The sequence below is a fragment of the Catenulispora yoronensis genome, assembly GCF_039531695.1.
GTDB lineage: Bacteria > Actinomycetota > Actinomycetes > Streptomycetales > Catenulisporaceae > Catenulispora > Catenulispora yoronensis.
The window spans coordinates 1-17,505 of sequence record NZ_BAAAQN010000079.1; the positions used below are offsets into that span (position 1 = coordinate 1).

Sequence of the window (17,505 nt, forward strand, 5' to 3'; positions counted from 1 at the left end):
CCCCGCTCCCCACCCGGCACCCACAAAACATCCCCATCCCCCCCATGCGAATCCGTATTCGCCACCCGCGCCAAAATAAAAAGCAAATCCGACAACCGATTCAAATACTTCACAGCCAACGGATTAATCCCCTCCCCATAAGCCTCCACCGCAGCCCACGCACTCCGCTCCGCCCGCCGCGTCACCGTCCGCGCCACATGCAGCTGCGCAGCGACAACCGTCCCCCCGTTCAAAATGAACGACCGCAGCTTCTCCAGCGTCGAGTTCCACTCATCACACTCCGCCTCCAGCCGCTCGACATACGCTTCCTCGATCCTGAGCGGCGGATACTCCGGATTCTCCGCAGGAGGCGTCGACAAATCCGCCCCCAGATCAAACATCTCATTCTGAATCCGACGAAGCAGCGTCCTGATCCCGTCGTGCAGCATGGCCGCCGAGTTGTCCGCGAACGCGAGCGCCAGCCCAATAGCCGCGTTGGCCTCGTCGACATCGGCGTACGCGGCAAGGCGGGCATCCGTCTTGCGAACCCGGCTCATGTCGCCGAGCGCGGTCGTACCATCATCCCCGGTACGGGTGTAAATGCGAGTCAGGTTCACCATGCCACCAACGGTAGTGGCTCCCCACCCCGTTGGCCTCAGCGCACCGAACTCTTCACCACAGACGGCGGCGCCGAAGCCTTCGCGCTCCCACGAGCTCCCGATGCCCCCGACGCCCCCGACGCCCCCGACGCTCCCGAAGGCGCCGGCGCCACAGTCGGCGCCACAGTCGGCTCAGCAGTCGGCACCAAACTAGACACCCCCACACCCGCCCCCTTCACACGCCCACTCCCCAAACCCTCCCCTTCCCCCTTCACCAAAACCCACCCCGGCTCCGAACTCACCCACCGCCCCCCAACCCCCGTCAACGAAAAATCAGCCGCAGCCCAAGCCCTCGGCGGCGTCAAAGCAACATTCCTCGCATCCCGCACCTGAATCGTGTCCGCATACTGCCCCTTCACCAGACTGTGCGTCCGCGCGAACAGAGCCACCCCATCCACCGTCTTCTGCGGAATCAGATCCCCACCGGTCTTCGCATACAGCACCGACTTCGCCTGCGGAGCCCCCAACACCAACAACTGATCACTGTCCGGCAACCACACCGACAACTCCGCGATCTGCTCCGTATCGTCCTTGTCGTCCCCGGTCCCCGGCCGCGCGTGTCCGAACGCCACCGGCGTCGCGAACACCGTCATACTCGTCGCGCTCCCGCTCACCGTGTACTCACCCACCAAAAGCTGAGCCTGCGACGTCGCCACCCCATCCGCCCCGACAGTCCACCCCTGCATCACGAACAACCACGTCTTGTGCGCACTCTGCGCGATCAACCGCTCCGGACTCCCATTGACGTTGACCTCACTCGGCACACCCGCCTTCGCCCCAACGGCCTCCCGCACCCCGACAACCCCCGTCGTGTCGTCCTTGACCCCAGCCCACAACGTGGTCGCAGTCACCGTCGCCACAGCACCATCAGCCCCAGCCCCGCCATCAGCCCCAGCCCCGGACTCCGCCGAAGTGTGATCCCCACCCCTCCCCACCAAATAAGACGCCGCCATCCCCACAGCCCCCTCCGGCAACGCCACCCCCCGCGCCCCCCAACTCAAAGCATTCCCCGGCCGCACCGGCCCCGTAGGCACCATCGCCGCATAACCCGGCTCCGCCGCCGGATAAGCACTCGCCAGATCCACCACCGCCGAAGGCGGCGCGGCCACCGCCGCCCCCCGGTGCAGCCCCACCCCCACCTCGCGCCCCACCGCCGGCCCCAGCACGATCGCCGCCGCCAGCACCGCCGTCGCCGTCGACGCCCGCACCGCGCGCCGCCGCTTCCGGATCGCCGTGGCGCGCTTGATCACCTGCGGGTAGAAGTCTCCGCGCGGCGCCGGTACCACCTCGTCGGCGATTCCCCGCAGCAGCCGGTGCAGCTCCGGTTCCTCCACCCCGGCGGCCCCCTCGCCCAGGGTGAATATCGTGATGTCTTCGTGGTCTTCGTGGTCAGGAATCTCCATGGCAACGACAAAGACGCGAACTGAAAGCCGCAGGTTGCCTGCCGGTCACCCGAAAGAGCTATGCCCTTGTGCGAGGATGACGCTCCGTGGAGCGTTTCAAAGTCGCAGGAGGGGCCCGCCTCGCGGGCGAGATCGCCGTGTGCGGCGCGAAGAACAGCGCGTTGAAGCTGATGGCGGTCGCACTGCTCGCCGAGGGCCGGACCGAGCTGCGCTCGGTGCCGCGCATCCTGGACGTCGAGCTGATGGCCGAACTCCTGCGCCGCCTCGGCTGCGGCGTGGAGCTGGACTGGAAACCCGGGCCGGAGCGGGAGGACGGCCCCCAACAGGGCTCGACCCTGGTCATCGACGTCCCGGCCGAACCCGGCACCGAGGCCGACTACGACCTGGTGCGGCGGCTGCGGGCCTCGATCTGCGTGCTGGGGCCGCTGCTGGCCCGCCGCGGCGAGGCCAAGGTGTCCTATCCCGGCGGCGACGCCATCGGCTCGCGCGGGCTGGACATGCACATCGACGGCCTGGAGCGGCTCGGCGCGACCATCTCGCAGGAGCACGGCTTCCTGGTCGCCACCGCCCCCGGCGGGCTGACCGGCGGCAGCATCCTGCTGGACTTCCCGAGCGTCGGGGCCACCGAGAACATCCTGATGGCCGCGGTGCTGGCCCGGGGGACCACGGTGATCGACAACGCGGCGCGGGAGCCCGAGATCGTCGACATCTGCGCGCTGCTCAGTTCGATGGGCGCGCAGATCGAGGGGGCCGGGACCTCGACCCTCGTGATCCACGGCGTGGACGGGCTGCGCCCGGCGCCGGCGCCGCACAAGGTGGTCGCCGACCGGATCGTGGCCGGGATGTTCGCCGTCGCGGCCACCATGACCCGGGGCGACGTCCGGGTGGCCGGGGGCAACGCCGCGCACCTGGAGATCGCGCTGGACAAGCTGACGCAGGCCGGCGCCGACGTCCGGGCCGAGGAGGACGGCTTCCGGGTCTCGATGGACCGCCGGCCCAAGGCCGTGGACATCATCACGCTGCCCTACCCCGGCTTCGCGACCGACCTCCAGCCGCTGTTCGCCGCGATGAACTCGATCGCCGAGGGCACGTCGATGGTGACCGAGAACCTGTTCGACGCGCGGTTCGTGTTCCTCCAGGAGCTGGCGCGGCTCGGGGCGTCGGTGCGGACCGAGGGCCACCACGCGATCGTGCGCGGGGTGGAGCGGCTGTCCGGGGCGCCGGTGCGGGCCACCGACATCCGGGCCGGGGCCGGGCTGGTGCTGGCCGGGCTGGTCGCCGACGGGTACACGACGGTGTCCGACGTGCGGCACATCGACCGGGGCTACCAGGGGCTGGTGACGCAGCTGCGGTCGCTGGGGGCGACGATCGAGCGCGAACCGGACCCGGACCCTTACCCCTGATCCAGTGAATCTCCGGGGCCCGGCCCGACTCTCCTTCTTGGGAGTCGGGCCGGGCCCCGACTTTTTGCGCACCGTGATATCCGTTACCCCGACCCGTCGCCCCACCCGGCCGGACTCCGCACCTGGGTTATCTTTTGGACGTCCTAGCAACTCACTATTTGAGAAGCACGAGGTAGCGCAGTGTCGAAGAAGCTCGCCGTCATCGGCGCCGGACTGATGGGTTCGGGGATCGCCCAGGTGGCCGCGGCCGCCGGGTACGACGTGGCGGTGCGCGACGTCACCGACGAGGCCCTGAAGCGCGGCACCGACGGCATCCGCGCCTCCCTCGAGAAGTTCGCCTCGAAGGGCCGCTACACCCCCGAGGAGGTGGAGGCCGCGCTGGGACGGCTGTCGGCCACCACCGACCTGGCCGAGGCCGTGGACGGCGCCGACGTCGTGGTCGAGGCGGTGTTCGAGAGCGTCGAGGTCAAGCAGGACATCTTCCGCGAGCTGGACCGCCTGGCCAAGCCGGGCGCGGTGCTGGCGACCAACACCTCGGCGATCCCGATCACCCAGATCGCGGCCGTCACCGCGCGCCCGGAGGACGTGGTCGGCACCCACTTCTTCTCCCCGGTGCCGATGATGCAGCTGTGCGAACTGGTCCGCGGCTACAAGACCTCCGACGAGACCCTGGCCAAGGCCCGCGAGTTCGCCGAGGCGGTCGGCAAGACCTGCATCGTGGTGAACCGCGACGTCGCCGGCTTCGTGACCACCCGCCTGATCGCCGCCCTGGTGGTGGAGGCGGTGAAGCTCTACGAGTCCGGCGTCGCCACCGCCGAGGACATCGACCTGGCCTGCAAGCTCGGCTTCGGCCACGCCATGGGCCCGCTGGCCACCACCGACCTGACCGGCGTCGACATCCTCCGCAACGCCACGCGCAACATCTACACCGAGACCCAGGACGAGAAGTTCAGCCCGCCGGAGCTGCTCAACCGCATGGTGACGGCCGGCGACCTGGGCCGGAAGTCGGGCAAGGGCTTCTACAGCTACTGATCTGTTTCGCCACCCCACCCCTCACCTGCTCACTACCCCCGCGCGCGGCGGCGATCACCGGCGGCAACTCACTGCCGACGATCGCCGCCTTTGTGCCCCCTCACGCCATCGCATCCAACCGCCGCAAACTCGCCACCCGCTGCACCACCCCCAGCCCGGTCACCACCGCCCCCAGCCCCAACCACCCGACCGGCCCGGCAGCCATCACCGCACTGGACAGCGCCACCGGCCCCGCCGAACGCTCGATCGCCTGCGCCATACCCGCCACACCTATGTACGAGGCCTGCGCCTCACCGGGAGCCAGCGCCACCGCCAACTCCCACGACGCCAGCGAACGCACCAACTCCGCGATCGTCACCACCACAGCCGCACCCAACAACATCACCCCCGCGAACACCGCCCCACCCGACGCCGACACCGCGATCAACGCACACCCACCGAGCAACGCCACGCCGTACCACGCCACCGCACCCGCCGCCGCCCGCGTACCGACCACCCGCGTGGAGACCGGCATCTGAAGGAACACCACCATCAGAGTGTTGATCACCAGCACCGCCGGCACCACCGCATGCGGCGCCTCAGTACGCGTGACAGCCCACAGCGGCAGACCGACCATCAGGACCGCATCATCCAGGTTCATAAAGATGTCGAGCAGAACGAACAACAAATAGCCCGGATCCCGCCACGGGTTCCGCGGCCGCAAAACTGCTTCGCCACCACTCGCCGCTCCGCCAGCGCTCGCCACCACACCGCCGCTTACCACTACACCGCCTGCCGCCTCGCCAGGTGCCCCGCCGCTCCCTGCCAAACTGTTCGCCGCCACACCGCTCGCCACGATGCTGCTTCGAGCCACAGCGCTCGTCACGGTGCTGCCCGCCACACCACCACTCGCCACTTTGCTGGCGCTCGCCAGGCTGCCGCTCGCCGCCGCACCGCTCGCCGCTCCACCGCCCACCGCCTCGCCAGGTGCCCCGCCGCTCCCTGCCAAACCGTTCGCCGCTACAGCGCTCGCCACTTTGCTGCCGCTCGCCACGATGTTCCCCGCCACCACCCCAGCGTCCCGAACCCCCACCCCCCTCCGCCCCGTCCGCCCCGTCCGCAGCACCATCGCCCCCACCGCCACATACGACAACCCATCCCCAACCACCAGCGCGTCATAAGCCCCCCGCGTCCCCACCGCGACCGCGATCGCCGCCACCCCGGCGCCCAGCGCGAACGCCGCGTTCATCACCACCCGCATCAACGCCCGGTACGTCGCGCGCTGCGTTCCCGCCACCTGCGTCGCGAACAGGATCTCCATCGTCTTCGACGCCCGGTCGCACAGGGTCGTCGCCGTCGTTACCGCCAGCAGTGGCGTGAACGTGTGGCACAGCGGTACCGCGCAGAGTGTCAGTATTCGTATTCCGTGGCAGGTCACCAGGATCGACCGGACTGCGAATCGCTCCGCCAGTCGTCCCGCTATCGGTGGTGCGGCGATGCCGATCAGGCCGGCGGTGCCCAGCAGCAGGCCGATTTGGCCGGCGGTGAGTCCGGAGATCACCGTGAAGTAGAGCACCGCTGCTGAGGTCCATACGCCGCTGCCGGTCCGGTCCAGGAACAGGGCGAGGAGCATGGTCCGGGCGTCGTGTCCCCCGGGTGGGTTACGCAGTTGGGCGATTGTGCCCGGGTTCCTGGTGGAATGCTCTGCGCCCGCTGCGTTCCCTTCGACACGAACCCCCGCGTTTCTTCGAATCCCCACGTCCCACCCCTTGTGTCAGCCCCGACGGTCCATCGGGAGTCTGACCGAGTGGCTCTCTTGGTGTCAAGAAGTTTGACGTCAAGGTAAAATCTGGTGGAGCTCGTCCCTCCACCACGACCCGACCCGATGTGCGCAAGCTCACCGGTGACACCCGCGTTACCCGTCAGTAGGCTCCGACCCGAAGCGCCGACCACATCCCTCCCGGCGGCGACACAAACCACTTGGGAGTCCCCGTGACCGACCGAGACCGTCCCTGGGTGATGCGGACCTACGCCGGGCACTCGACCCCGGCCGAGTCCAACGCCCTCTATCGCAGGAACCTGGCCAAGGGCCAGACCGGCCTGTCGGTGGCGTTCGACCTCCCCACCCAGACCGGCTACGACCCGGACTCGGTCCTGGCCCGCGGCGAGGTCGGCAAGGTCGGCGTCCCGATCGCGCACCTCGGCGACATGCGCGCGCTGTTCGAGGGCATCCCGCTGGAGCGGATGAACACCTCGATGACCATCAACGCCCCCGCGATGTGGCTGCTCGCCCTGTACCAGGTCGTCGCCGAGGAGCAGGGCGCTGATCTGTCCGCGCTGGCCGGCACCACGCAGAACGACATCGTCAAGGAGTACCTCTCCCGGGGGACCTACGTCTTCCCGCCCGGCCCGTCGCTGCGCCTGATCACCGACACCATCGCCTACACGGTGTCCACCCTCCCCAAGTGGAACCCCATCAACATCTGCTCCTACCACCTCCAGGAGGCCGGCGCCCAGCCGGTGCAGGAGGTCGCCTACGCGCTGTCGACGGCGATCGCCGTCCTGGACGGCGTCCGCGACTCCGGCCAGGTCGCCCCGGAGGACTTCGGCCAGGTGGTCGGCCGCATCTCCTTCTTCGTCAACGCCGGCGTGCGCTTCGTCGAGGAGATGTGCAAGCTCCGGGCCTTCGCAGCCCTCTGGGACCGCATCACCCGCGAGCGCTACGGCGTCACCGACGACAAGCTCCGCCGCTTCCGCTACGGCGTCCAGGTCAACTCCCTCGGCCTGACCGAGGCCCAGCCGGAGAACAACGTCCAGCGCATCCTGCTGGAGATGCTGGCCGTCACCCTGTCCAAGGACGCCCGCGCCCGCGCCGTGCAGCTCCCGGCCTGGAACGAGGCCCTCGGCCTGCCCCGGCCCTGGGACCAGCAGTGGTCGCTGCGCATGCAGCAGGTCCTGGCCTACGAGTCCGACCTGCTGGAGTACCCCGACCTGTTCGCCGGCTCGACGGTGGTCCAGGCCAAGACCGACGAGATCGCCGAGGCCGCGTACGCCGAGATCGAGCGCATCGCCGACCTCGGCGGCGTCGTCGCGGCCGTCGAGTCCGGCTATCTGAAGGCGCAGCTGGTCGGCGCGCACGCCGAGCGCCGGGCCCGCATCGAGTCCGGCGAGCTGGTCGTGGTCGGGGTGAACAAGTTCACCGAGACCGAGCCGAACCCGCTCACCGCGGACCTGGACGCCGCCATCCAGACCGTCGACCCGGCCGTGGAGTCCGAGGCGGTGCGCTCCCTGCGGGCCTGGAAGGACGGCCGCGACCCGGCCGCCGCCGGCGCCGCGCTGGACCGGCTGCGTCAGCAGGCCGCGACGCCGGCCAACCTGATGGACGCCACCCTGGCCTGCGTCCGGGCCGGCGTCACCACCGGGGAGTGGACCGGCGTGCTGCGCGAGGTGTTCGGCGAGTTCCGGGCGCCGACCGGCGTCTCGGGCTCGGTCGGCACCGCGATCCCGTCCGAGGAGCTGGTGGGCCTGCGCCACGACGTGGACCGGGCCTCGGCCGACCTCGGCCGCCGGCTGCGGCTGCTGGTCGGCAAGCCCGGCCTGGACGGCCACTCCAACGGCGCCGAGCAGATCGCGGTCCGGGCCCGCGACGCCGGGTTCGAGGTCGTCTACCAGGGCATCCGGCTGACCCCGGCGCAGATCGCGGCCGCCGCGGTGGCCGAGGACGTGCACTGCGTCGGCCTGTCCGTGCTCTCCGGCTCGCATCTGCAGCTGGTGCCCGAGGTGCTCGCCGAGCTGCGGGCGGCCGGGGCCGGCGGCGTGCCGGTGGTGGTCGGCGGCATCATCCCGGACGCCGACGCCCGGGCGCTGCGCGAGGCCGGCGTGGCCGCCGTCTTCACGCCCAAGGATTTCGGGATCACGCAGATCCTGCGCACCATCGTCGAAGAGATCCGGCGTGCCGGATCTGCCGTCGTCTGAGCGGATCCCTCACCGTGCCGGACGCGATCAGCGCCCTTCCCTAAGGGATATCCCCGAGGGAAGGGCGCTGATTTGTTCTACGCTTATTTGGGTCCTGATCTCCTGGATATCCGGAGATGTCAGGCGTCGGCCTTCTCGTCGGCCTTCTCGGCCGCGGCCTCGGGGTGGTGCTCGCCGGCGAAGTCGCGGCCCAGCACCTCGTGCGCCACCCGCAGGTGGTCCAGGCCGGTCTCGCCGTGCTCGGCGGCGTGGCCGTCGAGGGCGTCCATGATCCGCGCCACCGGCTCGTGGTGGCCCTCCAGCCGCTGCTCGGCGTAGTAGGCGATGCCCAGCTTCATAAAGAGCTTCGCGCCGTGGCGGTGGGCGCTCCACTCCTCGAGCTGGTCGACGGCCCCCTCGAAGCTCTTTTCAGTGATCTCCAGAGCCTTGGCTATGAAACTCATCGTTCTGCGACTCCTCGCGTCGAAACGGCGCCCATCGACACTATCGACGAGGCGTGTGCGTGCTCCCCTACACGCCTTCCCGTGACGGTGATGAGTGCGGGATAGCAGCGTGTCGTGCTGAATGATAGCGGCAACTGCGAAAACGGGTTCCGGCGATCTACGTAGGGCGTACTACGGTCCATTGGCGGTTGATTGTGCGGGATGGGCCGCTCCGGTTGGTAGGCTCCGATTCCATGCGCATCGTCATCGCCCGCTGCACCGTCGACTACGCGGGCCGGCTGTCCTCGCACCTCCCGGAGGCCAAGCGCCTGCTCATGGTGAAGGCCGACGGCAGTGTGTCGATCCACGCCGACGACCGCGCGTACAAGCCGCTGAACTGGATGTCGCCGCCGTGCGTGCTCAAGGAGTCCGACGGCGGGCCGGACGGCCGACCCCAGTGGACGGTCACCAACAAGGCCGGCGAGCGCCTGGTCATCACCCTCCTGGAGATCGAGCACGACTCCAGCCACGAGCTCGGCGTCGACCCCGGCCTGCAGAAGGACGGCGTCGAGGCCCACCTGCAGGAGCTGCTCGCCGAGCAGATCGAGACTCTGGGCCCCGGCTTCACCCTGGTCCGCCGCGAGTACCCGACCGCCATCGGCCCGGTGGACATCATGGCCCGCGACGCCGCCGGCGCCCACGTCGCCGTCGAGATCAAGCGCCGCGGCGAGATCGACGGCGTCGAGCAGCTCACCCGCTATCTCGACCTGCTCAACCGGGACCCGCTGCTGGCCCCGGTCCGCGGCGTCTTCGCGGCCCAGGAGATCAAGCCCCAGGCCCGCACCCTGGCCGTCGACCGCGGCATCGAGTGCGCGGTGCTGGACTACGAGGTGCTGCGCGGGATGGACGATCCGTCGGCCCGCCTGTTCTGAGGACGCGGGGTGTACGGCGGGCGAAAGTTGGACATCAGTCGTGCACTGATGTCGTTTTGAAAGCCCTTCGTCCCGACAGGTTAGAAGACCTCCGGGATTGGCCATGCCTCTAGGTGTACCCCCAACCGGGAGGAGCCTTCTGACATGTCCCTCGACGTATCCCCGGAACTGCTCGCCGCGGCCGAGCTCGGCGAGGTCTCCGACGAGCAGTTCGCCGACTGCGTCCGCACCTCGCTGCCGTACGCCTGGCAGATGGTCAGCGACCTGTCGACCCGCCTGCACGTCGACGGCACCGGCGAGTCAGGGTTCGTCGACAACACCGTCCCGCCGCCGGACGAGCAGGCCCGGGGGCAGCTGCTGCGCGCCCTGGCCAGCGACAGCATCCGCGGCTGCCTGGAGCGGCACTTCGGCGTCCGCCTGGCCTTCCAGAACTGCCACCGCGTCGCGGTGTTCCCCGCCGGCACGCCGCGCGACTCCGACGGCTACCGCACCTTCACCTCGGTCCGCGCGCAACTCCTGAACCAGTCGCCGCTGCTGCGGGACTGCTAGGACCGCGGATCCCCGGCACTGGTGGGGACGGTTCGGGCCGGTAGCCGTGCGCCGTATACGGGCTGGTGCGGGCACCCCGAATCGAGAGTCGAGGACTTCCGCGAGCAGCCGGTGGCGTCCCAGGGGGCAGGGGACGCCACCGGCGATGCGTCCGCCCCGCCCGCGGCTTCACTCCGCTCGCAGCAGCGGCAGCACCGAACTTCCCAGAGCCTTGATGTTCGCCAGCGTGTGCTCCGGCCCGCCGCCCTCCACGAACAGCAGGAAACGCTCCATGCCGGTGGCCCACCCCGACTCCAGGATCCGCTCGGCGCAGTACCCCGCCGGACCGATCGGGTGGAACGACGTGAGGTGCTCGGCGTAGGAGACCGGATCCCGCATCGTCGCCACCGCGCCGTCGAACCGCACATGCGCCGCCAGCCCCGGGCCCAGCCACGTCGGCATCGTCCGCCGCAGCAGCGCCACGCCCGCCGACCGGGAGTCGGCGACCTGCGCGACCATCGTCGATACGTGCGGCGCGCGGTAGCCGTAATGCCGCACCATCGCCGCCTTCTCCAGGTCGTCGGCGTGCATCCCGAGCAGCATCGGCAGCCGGTGCCGCGCCGCCAGCCGCGCCGTCTCCGGCGACGTGCACGCCACCAGGACCGGCGGCCGTCCGCGCGGCACCACCGGCACCTCGCGGAACCGGTGGAACTCCCCGTCGTAGGCGACCGAGTCCTGCGCGCCCCACGCCTCCAGCAGGTCCAGCGCCTCGGCGAACGCCCGGTGCGAGAGCCCCTCCATACCGGTGCCGAACACCTCCAGGTCCACCCACGGCCCGCCGCGCCCGACGCCCAGCGTGAACCGGCCCCCGGTCAGCACGTCCAGCATCGCCGCCTGCTCGGCCACCGCCACCGGGTGCGAGGTGGACATCACGGTCACCGCGGTGCCCACGCCGATCCGGCTGGTGCGCCCGGCCAGCAGCGCCGCGAAGGTCAGCGCCGACGGACAGGTGCCGTAGGGCATGAAGTGGTGCTCGGCGACGAAGACGTCGTCGAACCCGGCGTCCTCGGCCGCGATCCCGTAGTCGAGGGCGGTGCGCAAGGCCCGTTCGGGCGAGACTCCCGGGAAGTCCGCCGCCACCAGAAAAACGCCGATCCGCATGGGTACCAGTGTGTAGCGAAGTGAGCACTCTCACAGCCGAACAGGTGGTGTCAGATGGCATGTCGTCCGTAGATACTGACCGGTAACCGCAGACTCCATCCCTCACGAGCTGCGAGTAGCCAACTCAAGGAGACGGATAGCCATGCCCCGCGAGTTCACCACCATTGGCGTCGTCGGCCTGGGCACGATGGGCGCCGGCATCGCCGAAGTCATGGCGCGCAACGGGATCGCGGTGATCGGCGTGGACGTCGACGCCGACGACATCGCCCGCGGCCGCGGCCACCTCCAGTCCTCCGTGGCGCGCGCCGTCAAGCGCGGCAAGCTCACCGAGGCCGAGGCCGAGGACCTGCACGGCCGCATCACCTACAGCACCTCCCTGGAGGACCTGGCGGCGGCCGAACTCGTGGTCGAGGCGGTCCCGGAGGACCTGGCCCTCAAGCGCTCCGTCTTCCAGCGCCTGGACGCCATCTGCCCGCCGGAGACCATCCTGGCCACCAACACCTCGGCGCTGTCGGTGACCGAGATCTCGGTGGCCACCGCGCGCCCGTCCCGCGTGGTCGGGGTGCACTTCTTCAACCCGGCCACGGTGATGAAGCTGGCCGAGGTGGTGCGCACCGTGGTCACCGATCCCGAGGTGGTCTCCGACGTCGAGGCCCTGGTGCGGCGGCTCGGCAAGGACGACGTCACCTGCGGCGACCGCGCCGGCTTCATCGCCAACGCGCTGCTGTTCGGGTATCTGAACCACGCGGTGTCGATGTACGAGCAGAAGTACGCCACCCGCGAGGACATCGACACCGCGATGCGGCTGGGCTGCGGCCTGCCGATGGGGCCGCTGGCGCTGCTGGACCTGATCGGCGTCGACACCGCCTACGAGATCCTCGACACGATGTACAAGCAGTCGCGGGACCGGCTGCACGCCCCGGCGCCGATCCTGAAGCAGATGGCGGTCGCCGGGCTGCTGGGCCGCAAGACCGGCCGCGGCTTCTACACCTACGAGGGCTCCGACTCCCCGGTGGTGGTGGCCGACGGGCAGACCCCCGAGGCCGGCGGCGCCCGGCACGGCGCGGCGGCCCGGCCGGTGACCCGGATCGGCGTCGTCGGCTCGGGCACCATGGCCTCCGGCATCGCCGAGGTCTGCGTCAAGGCCGGCTACGAGACCGTGCTCATCGCCCGCGCCTCGGCGAAGGTGGAGGCGGCCAAGACCGCGATCGCGCGGTCGCTGGAGAAGGCGGTGCAGCGCGGGAAGCTCGCCGAGGAGAAGCGGGACGCCGCGATGCTGCTCCTGCACGGGACCATCGACCTGGGCGCGCTGGCCGAGTGCGACCTGGTGGTCGAGGCGGTCGTGGAGGACGTCGAGGTGAAGCGGGCGCTGTTCGCCGACTTCGACAAGATCTGCAAGCCCGGCGCGGTCCTGGCCACCACCACCTCCTCGCTGCCGGTCATCGAGTGCGCCATGGCCACGCAGCGCCCCGCCGACGTGGTCGGCGTGCACTTCTTCAACCCGGCGCCGGTGATGAAGCTCGTCGAGGTGGTGCGCACGGTCAAGACCGCGGACGACGTCCTCGCCACCGTGCACGCCGTGTGCGCGCGCCTGGGCAAGGTCGCGGTGGACTGCGGCGACCGGGCCGGGTTCATCGTGAACGCGCTGCTGTTCCCGTACCTGAACGACGCCGTGCGGATGCTGGAGGCGCACTACGCCACCGCCGACGACATCGACACCGCCATGAAGCGCGGCTGCGGCTACCCGATGGGCCCGTTCGAGCTGCTGGACGTGGTCGGCCTGGACGTGTCGCTGGCCATCCAGCGGGTGCTGTACCAGGAGTTCCGCGAGCCCGGCTTCGCCCCGGCGCCGTTGCTGGAGCATCTGGTGACCGCCGGATATCTGGGGCGCAAGGCCGGGCGCGGGTTCCGGGATCACGGCGCGCGCTGATTACCCTTGTCCCATGAGCCCGCGCCGCCGCCCGCCCCGCCGTCCCGACGCCGTCCCGGGGGACGACGACCAGGACGGCGCCGCCGCGCGGATGGCGTCGCGGGTGCTCGGCTACGACCGCGTGGAGCCCGGTCCGGACGGCCGGGACTGGGCCGTGCGGGCGGTTCCGGGCCAGGCGGCGCAGAAGGTCTACCGGTGCCCCGGCTGCGACCAGGAGATCCGGGCCGGGGTGCCGCACGTGGTGGCCTGGCCCAAGGCGGACTACAGCCGGGACGTCCAGGACCGGCGGCATTGGCACACGCCGTGCTGGAACGCGCGGGGGCGGCGGCGGCCACGCTGAGGCCCGCGTAAGGCTTGAGTAAACCTTCGGCAAGTAAGTGCCCGGACAGGGCCGCGGCATCTGGCGATCAGGGGTGCCGACCCGCGATCATTCTCCTCCATGGACCGCACATTCGAGGAACTGATCGCGGAGGCCGACGCGGTCGACGTGAGCGGCTGGGACTTCTCGTGGCTCGACGGCCGAGCCACCGAGGAGCGCCCGCCGTGGGGCTATCAGCGGCTGCTCGGGGAGCGGATCGGCCGGGCCCACATGCATCTGGACGTCCAGACCGGCGGCGGCGAGGTGCTGGCCGGGGTGGCGCAGCGGCCCTCCGGGGCCACGGTCGCCACCGAGGGCTGGGCGCCGAACATCGCGGTGGCGCAGCGGAACCTGCGGGACCAGGGCGTGATCGTCGTCGCCGACGAGGACGAGCCGCCGCTGCCGTTCGCCGACGGCACCTTCGACCTGGTGACCAGCCGGCACCCGGTGATGGCGCACTGGCGGGAGGTGGCGCGGGTGCTGGCACCCGGCGGCACCTACTTCTCGCAGCACGTCGGGCCGGACAGCGGGCACGAGGTGTACGAGTACTTCCTCGGCCCCAAGCCGACCGGCAAGAGCTTCCGGGAGCCGGCGCTGGCCAGGCACGACGCCGAGAAGTACGGGCTCGAGGTCGTGGACCTGCGCGAGGCCGAGCTGCGGATGGAGTTCTTCGACGTCGGGGCGATGGTCTACTTCCTGCGCAAGGTGATCTGGTTCGTCCCGGACTTCACGGTCGAGAAGTACCGGGACGATCTGCGGCGGCTGCACGACCAGATCCGGAGCGAGGGGCCGTTCGTCGCGTATTCGCGGCGGTTCCTCATCGAGGCCCGCAAGCCAGAGGCCTGATGCCGCTGGCCTGACGGTCCGGACCGTCCCACTCACTCGGCGGCGGTCAGGCGCGTGAGCACCAGGCCGCCGACGATCAGCGCGAGCGCGGCCGCCTTCCCGGCGGTCAGCTGCTCGTGCCGGACCAGGACCCCGAGCCCGATCGCGCCGACCGTCCCGATGCCGGTGAACATCGCGTAGGCGGTGCCGGCCGGGAGGTCGCGCATCGCGCGGGAGAGCAGGTACACCGAGGCCGCGCCGACGACCACGCACACGGCCGTCGGCAGCGGACGGGTGAAGCCGTTGGTCGGGGCGATGCTCTGCGACCAGGCCACCTCCACGAGACCGGCCAGCAGCAACAAGATCCAGGGCATCTCAGACTCCTTCCATGAGCGCGCGACCCAGGGCCAGCGACCGGCCGAGCGCGGCGGCGTCGGCCAGGGCCCGGGCGAGCGAGTCCTCGTGCTGGGGCCGGCGCGCGGCCAGTCCCGGGTCGACGAGGGCGTTGGTCAGCTCGGCGCCGACGACGTGCACGTCGGCGGCCGGGATCGCGTAGTGGCCGGCGAAGAAGTCGAGCAGGTAGCGGACCTGGTATTCGTACGGCTCGCGCGGCGCGCCCGGCAGATAGCTGCCGCCGCGCGCGTAGGCGATGACGAAGCGCCGCGGGGCCAGATCCATCTTGGGGAACGTGACCTGGTCGATCCACGCCTTCAACGCGGCGGAGACGCCGAAGTTGTACATCGGCGAGCCGATCAGGACGACGTCGGCGGCGACGAGCTCGGCGAGCAAGGGCTCGACGATGCTCCAGGCCTCGCGCTCGGCGGGAGTGCGGACGGCCTCCGGATAGCGGGATATGTCGGTGATCCCTTCGCGGAGCAGGGTGTCGCAGATCGTGGTCCAGGCTTCGCGGATCGGCGGGACCGGCTGCTCGGTGAGGTCGCGGCGGGTGTGGACGGCGTCGGGGGTGGCCGCGAGCCAGGACTCGGCGAAGGCGTCGGCGACGCGGGCGGAGTGGGAGGCGCGGCGGGCGCCGGCGGTGAGGTGGAGGAGGTGCGGCATGGTTCGCTCCTTCGCGGATCGTTCCCGGGTCCGGAGGCCGGATCCAGATAAGTGGACATGCTGTCCGCTTGATCGGTCTCGACCATAACCTCGAAATGGACACGCTGTCCACTTCTCTTTAGGGTGGAGCCATGCCTGAGAAAGAACGCGCGGACGCTGCGCGGAACCGCGCGCGGGTCCTCGCGGCGGCGGAGGAGCTGTTTGCCGCCGGGGATCCGGGGGCGGTCACCATGGACGACATCGCCAAGGCCGCCGGGGTCGGGCGCGGAACGCTGTACCGGCGGTATCCGGATCGGGCCTCGATCGCGCAGGCGCTGCTGGACGAGCACGAAAGGGTTATCCAGGAACGGATTCTGCGCGGTCCGGGGCCGCTGGGACCCGAGCCCGCCTCCAGCGGGCCGGCCGCCACACCCGCGGAGCGGCTGGCGGCGTTCTACGAGGCCCAGGTCGAGCTGTTGGAGCGGCACGTGCACCTGTATCTGGGTGCCGAGGTGGGGGCGGCCCGATACGCCACCGGCGCGTACGCGTTCTGGCGGCAGCATGTGCGGCTGTTGGCGTCCGCCGCGGGGATTGCGGATCCGGACACGGCCGCGGACCTGCTGCTGGCGCCGTTGGCTCCGGATTTGTATCGCCGGCAGCGTGACATCGGGGTGACCCCGGAGCGCTATGTCCGCGCACTCAGTGCGTTGGCAGGTAAGTACCTGGGCTGACATGCCCTATAGTCCCGAGGCATGACGGCACTCACGGGGCTCTCACGGGTTTTCTCGCGGTCGGACTATGTGCTGCTCGGGCTGGCGGCGACCTTCACGGTCGGGTCCGCGGTGGTGACGAGCGGGTCGCTGGCACCGTTCCTGGTCTCGGCGATCGCGGTGACGCTGCTCGCGGCTCTGGTCGGGCGGTCCGTGGACCACCTGGCCGACCGGCTCGGCGCCGGGGCGGTCGGGGTGTTGCAGGGGGCGCTGGGCAATCTGCCGGAGCTGTTCGTCTCCATCTTCGCGCTGCGGGCCGGGCTCACGACCGTCGTGAGCTCCGCGATCATCGGCTCGATCATGGCCAACCTGTTGCTGGTGCTGGGATTGTCGTTCGTGGTCGGCAGCGCCAAGCACGGCGTGCTCCGGTTCTCGGCGCAGCGGGCGCGGCTGATCATGGGCCTGATGATCCTGTCGGTGGCGTCGATGCTCATCCCCAGCCTGGCCTCCTACGTGCACTCGCCGGCCGGCGGACACGAGGTGGCGTTGTCGCGGGTGACCGCGGTCGTGCTGCTCGTCGTGTTCGTGCTGTCGATCCCGGCGAGTCTGCGCCGCGACCTCGAACCGACGCTCGCCGAGGACGCGGCCGAGGCGAGGAAGGAACTCGGTGCGGAGAAGGAGACCAGCTGGCCGCTGTGGCTGGCGGTCACCATGCTGGCGCTGGCCGGCCTCGGGGCCGCCTTCGTCTCCGACCGGTTCGTCGACGCGCTGACCCCGGCGATGGAGGCACTGCACATCTCGCAGGCGTTCTCCGGCCTGGTGATCGTCGCCATCGCGGGCAACGCCGTGGAGAACGCCGTCGGCGTGAAGCTCGCCTGGCAGAATCGCGCCGACCACGCCCTGTCGGTGGTGCTGAACAGCCCGTTGCAGATCGCGTTGGTGCTGGCGCCGGTGCTGGTGCTGGCCTCGCCGCTGATCGGCGGCGCGCCGTTCACGCTGGTCTTCGCACCGATGCTGGTGGCGACGGTCGGGATAGCGACCCTGGCGGTGCTGTATCTGATCTCCGACGGGGAGTCGGACTGGTTGGAGGGGGCGGCGATGATCGGGCTGTACGTGTTGGTGGCGGCCGCTTTCTGGTGGGGGTGACGGGCAAGGTCCGCGGCGAGACGTT

General features: G+C 70.4%; 17 protein-coding genes. 10 read left to right on the forward strand and 7 right to left on the reverse strand.

What is annotated here, in order from left to right; genetic code table 11:
• On the reverse strand, positions 1–599 hold a 599-nt coding region (locus tag ABD481_RS41080; protein ID WP_344671323.1), incomplete at its 3' end, for a cob(I)yrinic acid a,c-diamide adenosyltransferase.
• A 35-nt stretch (positions 600–634) separates the two neighbouring features.
• Positions 635–2,041, reverse strand: coding sequence for a hypothetical protein (locus ABD481_RS41085; protein WP_344671324.1), 1,407 nt, complete (start codon positions 2,039–2,041; stop codon positions 635–637).
• Positions 2,042–2,127: 86 nt separating this feature from the next.
• Here ABD481_RS41085 and murA point away from each other — a divergent pair, with 86 nt between their 5' ends.
• Both murA and ABD481_RS41095 read left to right on the forward strand, forming a co-directional pair.
• Positions 2,128–3,444 carry a UDP-N-acetylglucosamine 1-carboxyvinyltransferase gene (murA, locus tag ABD481_RS41090; RefSeq protein WP_344671325.1) on the forward strand — a complete coding sequence of 439 codons (1,317 nt, stop codon included), beginning with the start codon at positions 2,128–2,130 and terminating at the stop codon, positions 3,442–3,444.
• A 180-nt stretch (positions 3,445–3,624) separates the two neighbouring features.
• Entirely contained in the window at positions 3,625–4,476 is an 852-nt protein-coding gene (locus ABD481_RS41095) for a 3-hydroxyacyl-CoA dehydrogenase family protein (protein WP_344671326.1), read from the forward strand.
• A 100-nt stretch (positions 4,477–4,576) separates the two neighbouring features.
• Here ABD481_RS41095 and ABD481_RS41100 read toward each other — a convergent pair whose 3' ends face one another.
• Positions 4,577–6,088 carry an MFS transporter gene (locus ABD481_RS41100; protein WP_344671327.1) on the reverse strand — a complete coding sequence of 504 codons (1,512 nt, stop codon included), beginning with the start codon at positions 6,086–6,088 and terminating at the stop codon, positions 4,577–4,579.
• Between the two features lie 386 nt (positions 6,089–6,474).
• On the opposite strand from ABD481_RS41100, the gene ABD481_RS41105 reads away from it, so the two are divergent.
• Positions 6,475–8,430 carry a methylmalonyl-CoA mutase family protein gene (locus tag ABD481_RS41105; RefSeq protein ID WP_344671367.1) on the forward strand — a complete coding sequence of 652 codons (1,956 nt, stop codon included), beginning with the start codon at positions 6,475–6,477 and terminating at the stop codon, positions 8,428–8,430.
• Positions 8,431–8,549: 119 nt separating this feature from the next.
• Here ABD481_RS41105 and ABD481_RS41110 read toward each other — a convergent pair whose 3' ends face one another.
• Positions 8,550–8,873, reverse strand: coding sequence for a hypothetical protein (locus tag ABD481_RS41110; protein WP_344671328.1), 324 nt, complete (start codon positions 8,871–8,873; stop codon positions 8,550–8,552).
• 233 nt (positions 8,874–9,106) lie between these two features.
• On the opposite strand from ABD481_RS41110, the gene nucS reads away from it, so the two are divergent.
• Entirely contained in the window at positions 9,107–9,784 is a 678-nt protein-coding gene (nucS, locus tag ABD481_RS41115; RefSeq protein WP_344671329.1) for an endonuclease NucS, read from the forward strand.
• Positions 9,785–9,928: 144 nt separating this feature from the next.
• A complete protein-coding gene (locus ABD481_RS41120; protein WP_344671330.1) occupies positions 9,929–10,333 on the forward strand; it encodes an SCO5389 family protein in 405 nt (134 codons plus the stop codon).
• Positions 10,334–10,501: 168 nt separating this feature from the next.
• Here ABD481_RS41120 and ABD481_RS41125 read toward each other — a convergent pair whose 3' ends face one another.
• Positions 10,502–11,473, reverse strand: coding sequence for an LLM class flavin-dependent oxidoreductase (locus tag ABD481_RS41125; RefSeq protein WP_344671331.1), 972 nt, complete (start codon positions 11,471–11,473; stop codon positions 10,502–10,504).
• A 142-nt stretch (positions 11,474–11,615) separates the two neighbouring features.
• Here ABD481_RS41125 and ABD481_RS41130 point away from each other — a divergent pair, with 142 nt between their 5' ends.
• The 3 genes from ABD481_RS41130 (at position 11,616) to ABD481_RS41140 (ending at position 14,607) form a co-directional block, all read left to right on the forward strand.
• Positions 11,616–13,403 (forward strand): 3-hydroxyacyl-CoA dehydrogenase family protein, encoded by a 1,788-nt coding sequence (locus ABD481_RS41130; RefSeq protein ID WP_344671332.1) that lies wholly within the window; start codon positions 11,616–11,618, stop codon positions 13,401–13,403.
• Positions 13,404–13,416: 13 nt separating this feature from the next.
• A complete protein-coding gene (locus tag ABD481_RS41135; RefSeq protein WP_344671333.1) occupies positions 13,417–13,743 on the forward strand; it encodes a hypothetical protein in 327 nt (108 codons plus the stop codon).
• A 99-nt stretch (positions 13,744–13,842) separates the two neighbouring features.
• Positions 13,843–14,607 carry a class I SAM-dependent methyltransferase gene (locus tag ABD481_RS41140; RefSeq protein WP_344671334.1) on the forward strand — a complete coding sequence of 255 codons (765 nt, stop codon included), beginning with the start codon at positions 13,843–13,845 and terminating at the stop codon, positions 14,605–14,607.
• A 32-nt stretch (positions 14,608–14,639) separates the two neighbouring features.
• Here the strand turns inward: ABD481_RS41140 and ABD481_RS41145 are convergent, their stop codons facing one another.
• Both ABD481_RS41145 and ABD481_RS41150 read right to left on the reverse strand, forming a co-directional pair.
• On the reverse strand, positions 14,640–14,960 hold the full coding sequence (locus tag ABD481_RS41145) for a DMT family transporter (RefSeq protein ID WP_344671335.1): 321 nt from the start codon (positions 14,958–14,960) through the stop codon (positions 14,640–14,642).
• A 1-nt stretch (position 14,961) separates the two neighbouring features.
• Complete coding sequence (locus tag ABD481_RS41150) at positions 14,962–15,645, reverse strand: FMN-dependent NADH-azoreductase (protein ID WP_344671336.1); 684 nt, start codon at positions 15,643–15,645, stop codon at positions 14,962–14,964.
• 131 nt (positions 15,646–15,776) lie between these two features.
• Here ABD481_RS41150 and ABD481_RS41155 point away from each other — a divergent pair, with 131 nt between their 5' ends.
• A complete protein-coding gene (locus ABD481_RS41155; RefSeq protein WP_344671337.1) occupies positions 15,777–16,355 on the forward strand; it encodes a TetR/AcrR family transcriptional regulator in 579 nt (192 codons plus the stop codon).
• Between the two features lie 21 nt (positions 16,356–16,376).
• Positions 16,377–17,480, forward strand: a complete 1,104-nt coding sequence (gene cax / locus ABD481_RS41160) for a calcium/proton exchanger (RefSeq protein WP_344671338.1) — start codon at positions 16,377–16,379, stop codon at positions 17,478–17,480.
• The last annotated feature ends 25 nt before the right edge of the window (positions 17,481–17,505 follow it).

Excerpts from the sequence above, each read along its gene's own strand:
- cax (WP_344671338.1), top strand. The coding sequence starts at position 16,377 with ATGACGGCACTCACGGGGCTCTCACGGGTTTTCTCGCGGTCGGACTAT.
- ABD481_RS41145 (WP_344671335.1), bottom strand. The coding sequence starts at position 14,960 with ATGCCCTGGATCTTGTTGCTGCTGGCCGGTCTCGTGGAGGTGGCCTGG.
- ABD481_RS41130 (WP_344671332.1), top strand. The coding sequence starts at position 11,616 with ATGCCCCGCGAGTTCACCACCATTGGCGTCGTCGGCCTGGGCACGATG.
- ABD481_RS41125 (WP_344671331.1), bottom strand. The coding sequence starts at position 11,473 with ATGCGGATCGGCGTTTTTCTGGTGGCGGCGGACTTCCCGGGAGTCTCG.
- nucS (WP_344671329.1), top strand. The coding sequence starts at position 9,107 with ATGCGCATCGTCATCGCCCGCTGCACCGTCGACTACGCGGGCCGGCTG.
- ABD481_RS41110 (WP_344671328.1), bottom strand. The coding sequence starts at position 8,873 with ATGAGTTTCATAGCCAAGGCTCTGGAGATCACTGAAAAGAGCTTCGAG.
- ABD481_RS41150 (WP_344671336.1), bottom strand. The coding sequence starts at position 15,645 with ATGCCGCACCTCCTCCACCTCACCGCCGGCGCCCGCCGCGCCTCCCAC.
- ABD481_RS41105 (WP_344671367.1), top strand. The coding sequence starts at position 6,475 with ATGCGGACCTACGCCGGGCACTCGACCCCGGCCGAGTCCAACGCCCTC.
- ABD481_RS41155 (WP_344671337.1), top strand. The coding sequence starts at position 15,777 with ATGCCTGAGAAAGAACGCGCGGACGCTGCGCGGAACCGCGCGCGGGTC.
- ABD481_RS41100 (WP_344671327.1), bottom strand. The coding sequence starts at position 6,088 with ATGCTCCTCGCCCTGTTCCTGGACCGGACCGGCAGCGGCGTATGGACC.
- ABD481_RS41135 (WP_344671333.1), top strand. The coding sequence starts at position 13,417 with ATGAGCCCGCGCCGCCGCCCGCCCCGCCGTCCCGACGCCGTCCCGGGG.
- ABD481_RS41085 (WP_344671324.1), bottom strand. The coding sequence starts at position 2,041 with ATGGAGATTCCTGACCACGAAGACCACGAAGACATCACGATATTCACC.
- ABD481_RS41120 (WP_344671330.1), top strand. The coding sequence starts at position 9,929 with ATGTCCCTCGACGTATCCCCGGAACTGCTCGCCGCGGCCGAGCTCGGC.
- ABD481_RS41140 (WP_344671334.1), top strand. The coding sequence starts at position 13,843 with ATGGACCGCACATTCGAGGAACTGATCGCGGAGGCCGACGCGGTCGAC.